This is a genomic window from Alcanivorax sp., from assembly GCF_051117345.1.
GTDB lineage: Bacteria > Pseudomonadota > Gammaproteobacteria > Pseudomonadales > Alcanivoracaceae > Alcanivorax.
The window spans coordinates 1-3293 of the sequence record NZ_JBNPEC010000240.1; the positions used below are offsets into that span (position 1 = coordinate 1).

Genomic DNA, 3293 nt, shown 5'->3' on the forward strand with positions numbered 1-3293 from the left:
ATAGCGACTGCCAAGGCGACGCAACTCGTGGTTGAGGAAGCCCACATCGAACGGAGCGTTATGGATCACCAGTTCTGCACCATCCACAAAGGCCAGAAATTCATCCGCCACCTTGTCGAAAGTGGGCTTATCCGCCAGGAACTCGGTGCTGATGCCATGTACGGCCAGGGCGCCTTCATCAATGTCGCGCTGGGGATTGAGATACAAATGCAGGCTGTTGCCGGTGAGCCGTCGGTTGACGACTTCGACACAACCGATTTCGATTACCCGGTGGCCGTCGTTAGGCTCAAGGCCGGTGGTTTCCGTATCCAGTACTACCTGACGCATTAGCTCGGCATTCCTTTTTTCTGAAGAAGTTCATCAATGCCACGATTGGCAAGTGCATCAGCCTTGTCATTCTCGGGGTGTCCGCTGTGACCCTTGACCCACTGCCATTCAATGGTGTGTTTCTCGCGGGCCGCATCCAGCCGCCGCCACAGATCCGCATTTTTCACCGGCTGCTTGGACGCCGTTTTCCAGCCCCGCTTTTTCCAGTTGACCATCCATTTGGTGATGCCATCCATGACATAGCGCGAGTCCGTTGTCAGCACCACCTGACAGGGTTGGGTCAGAGCCTCCAGCGCCATGATGGCCGCCATCAGCTCCATGCGATTGTTGGTGGTATCGGCTTCGCCGCCGAACAAGGACTTCTCGGTACTGCCGTAACGCATCACCGCTCCCCAACCACCCGGGCCGGGGTTACCGCGGCAGGCGCCGTCGGTAAAAATAATCACTAGCTTCAATGAATCAGGACTCCTTGATTTGCTGGCACCAGCGAGCAACCGGTACCAGCCACACAGTATGACGCGGCACCTTGTGTTGCCGGCTGGGCAACAATTTGGCGATACCGGCACGTTTGCGGGCTACCAGTAAATAGGCATTGCCATGGCGGGGCCAAAGCAGGCTACCCAGCCACTCCAACAACCCCAGACGCTCCCGGCCACGGTCGGAAAGCGGCATAGTATAGAAGCCACTGGCCATGCCATCGACCTCAAATCCCAATACTTGCAGCCAATCGGTAAGACGGGTGGGCCGGTAAAAGCGCCCGGACCAGCCCGGCCGTCTGCGCCAGAAAAACCAGCGAGCCAGCCCCATCAGGCTGATCGGGTGGAAGCCGATAATGGCCACTTTGCCGCCCGGCGCAATACTTCGAGTGGCTTCACGCAACACCTGGTGGGGGTCCTGGCTGAAGTCCATGACATGGTGAAGCAGGAGCAGATCGACGCTGGCCTTGGCCAGCGGCAGCAACTCAAGCCGGGCTCGAACCCGGGTACCACCGAAGCCCTGGGTAGAGATGCTGGTCTGCCAGGGAAGCGGGCTCTCGGCCAGCATATCCCGGCCGCTGCCGCTATACAGGGCTACCGCACGCTGCCCAGCCTGGCTACGCAGCCATTCGCCCAGCATTGCTCTCTCTGCGGCCAGCAAGGCCTGCCCTGGCTCGCTGTCCAGCCAGTTATCAAAATTGCGCCCTAGCTCCGGCGAGGAGGCATTATAGGAAATACGGTTGAGTGGAGGCAGTTGCATGACGGACAATGACTCCTGATCACAAAAGATTGCCGTTTTTCAGGAGCGTAGCACGACATGTTGCCAAGCCCCACCGCCATCCCCGCATTTCGCGACAATTACATCTGGGCCATCCGCCAGGAGGACCGCTGCGTGGTGGTGGACCCAGGCGATGCCGCCCCGGTCGAGCAGTTCCTGAAGGAAAATGGGCTGCGACTCACCAGCATTCTGGTGACTCACCATCACCCGGACCATGTCGGCGGCATTCCCGCTCTGCTCCAGGAAAGGGATATTCCCGTTTATGGACCTGCCAGGGAAACCATCCCCGGGATGACGCACCCGCTTGCCGAGGGCGATAGCATCCGACCAGCCGGCGTGGACATGACCCTGACAGTCATGGAAGTCCCCGGCCATACCCTTGGCCATATCGCCTTCCACGACACCGACCACTGCTGGCTGTTCTGCGGCGACACCTTGTTTGCCGGCGGTTGCGGGCGTCTGTTCTAAGGAACGCCGGCGCAGATGTATGACTCGCTGCAACGGCTGGCCAGTCTGCCCGCCAAAACCCGGGTATTCTGTACCCATGAATACACCCTGGCCAACCTGACGTTTGCTGCGGCAGTCACCCCGGATGACGATGCTGTGGCAAAACGTCTAGAGGCTGTGCGCCAGGCCCGCGAGGCAAACCAGATCACCCTGCCCTCCACCCTGGAAGAGGAAACGCGCAGCAACCCCTTTCTGCGCGCCCATGAGCCGGCGCTCAAGCGCGCCTGTGAAGCCAGAGAAGCTGGAACCGCCGGCTCTGATATGCAGTGTTTTGCCGCCTTGCGTCGCTGGAAAGACAACTTTTAGCTGACGCTGCTTGTGGGCCCCTTTGCATGCCCCTAAAATGACTGAAATATTTTGCTGTCGTTATTATTATGAAAAAAATCATTACTCTCGCCCTGTGTCTGGGCGTGGGAGTCCTGGGAGGCTGTGCTTCGAATCAGTCCCTGGATGAGCTTCCTCCCATGCCCGCCGCCGAACCGTCAGTGGACGATGTCAATCTCGCCAACGGCATGGACGAACCGACCCCCCTGGAAAGCAGCGCGGATAAAGACAAGAAAAACAATGATTTATGGGTAAGGCTTCGTCAGGGTTACGGCCTTGATCTGAAAGTGGAAAATGACCGCATTCGCGTCCAGCGCGACTGGTACGCTCGCCACCCGCAATACTTCACCCGTGTTACCACCCGCTCCGAACGCTACCTTCACTACATCATTCAGCAGGCAGAAGCGCGCAACATGCCATTGGAGCTGGCCCTACTGCCCATCGTGGAAAGCGCCTTCGACCCCTTCGCCTACTCACACGGCCGAGCTGCCGGCCCCTGGCAGTTCATTCCCTCTACCGGTGATTACTTCGGCATGGAGCGCACCTGGTGGCAGGATCAGCGACGGGACATTCTCAAATCTACCAACGCAGCGCTGGATTACCTGCAGAAGCTCTCCAACCGGTTTGACGGCGATTGGCTACTGGCACTGGCTTCCTACAATGCCGGCGGCGGTACCGTGTCGCGGGCCATCCGCCGCAACGAAGAAGCGGGCAAACCCACGGATTTCTGGAACCTGAACCTGCCGCGGGAGACTACCGCCTACGTTCCCAAGCTGTTGGCCATTGCCCAGATCGTGCAAGACCCGGAAAGCTACGGCGTCACCCTGCATCCGATCCGTAATGAAGCCTATTTCAGCAGCGTGGACATCGGTGGCCAGATT

6 protein-coding genes are annotated in these 3293 nt (G+C 59.0%); 3 read left to right on the forward strand and 3 right to left on the reverse strand.

Features of this window, described 5'->3' with window-relative positions; genetic code table 11:
- The 3 genes from ACFE0K_RS15235 to ACFE0K_RS15245 all read right to left on the reverse strand — a co-directional run.
- Positions 1-327 (reverse strand): exonuclease domain-containing protein (locus ACFE0K_RS15235; RefSeq protein WP_434536873.1); only part of this gene is annotated, 327 nt, incomplete at its 3' end.
- Positions 327-782 (reverse strand): ribonuclease HI, encoded by a 456-nt coding sequence (gene rnhA / locus ACFE0K_RS15240; protein ID WP_434536874.1) that lies wholly within the window; start codon positions 780-782, stop codon positions 327-329. The genes ACFE0K_RS15235 and rnhA, both read right to left, overlap by 1 nt.
- A 4-nt stretch (positions 783-786) precedes the next feature.
- Entirely contained in the window at positions 787-1563 is a 777-nt protein-coding gene (locus ACFE0K_RS15245; protein WP_434536875.1) for a class I SAM-dependent methyltransferase, read from the reverse strand.
- Positions 1564-1620: 57 nt separating this feature from the next.
- On the opposite strand from ACFE0K_RS15245, the gene ACFE0K_RS15250 reads away from it, so the two are divergent.
- The 3 genes from ACFE0K_RS15250 to ACFE0K_RS15260 form a co-directional block, all read left to right on the forward strand.
- The gene (locus ACFE0K_RS15250; protein WP_434536876.1) at positions 1621-2049 is read left to right on the forward strand and encodes an MBL fold metallo-hydrolase; all 429 of its coding nucleotides are present in this window, start codon (positions 1621-1623) and stop codon (positions 2047-2049) included.
- A 15-nt stretch (positions 2050-2064) separates the two neighbouring features.
- Positions 2065-2394: a hydroxyacylglutathione hydrolase C-terminal domain-containing protein gene (locus ACFE0K_RS15255; RefSeq protein ID WP_434536877.1), complete on the forward strand. Its 330-nt coding sequence runs from the start codon at positions 2065-2067 to the stop codon at positions 2392-2394.
- Positions 2395-2462: 68 nt separating this feature from the next.
- Positions 2463-3293 (forward strand): transglycosylase SLT domain-containing protein (locus ACFE0K_RS15260; protein WP_434536878.1); only part of this gene is annotated, 831 nt, incomplete at its 3' end.

Excerpts from the sequence above, each read along its gene's own strand:
- ACFE0K_RS15255 (WP_434536877.1), top strand. The coding sequence starts at position 2,065 with ATGTATGACTCGCTGCAACGGCTGGCCAGTCTGCCCGCCAAAACCCGG.
- ACFE0K_RS15245 (WP_434536875.1), bottom strand. The coding sequence starts at position 1,563 with ATGCAACTGCCTCCACTCAACCGTATTTCCTATAATGCCTCCTCGCCG.
- ACFE0K_RS15250 (WP_434536876.1), top strand. The coding sequence starts at position 1,621 with ATGTTGCCAAGCCCCACCGCCATCCCCGCATTTCGCGACAATTACATC.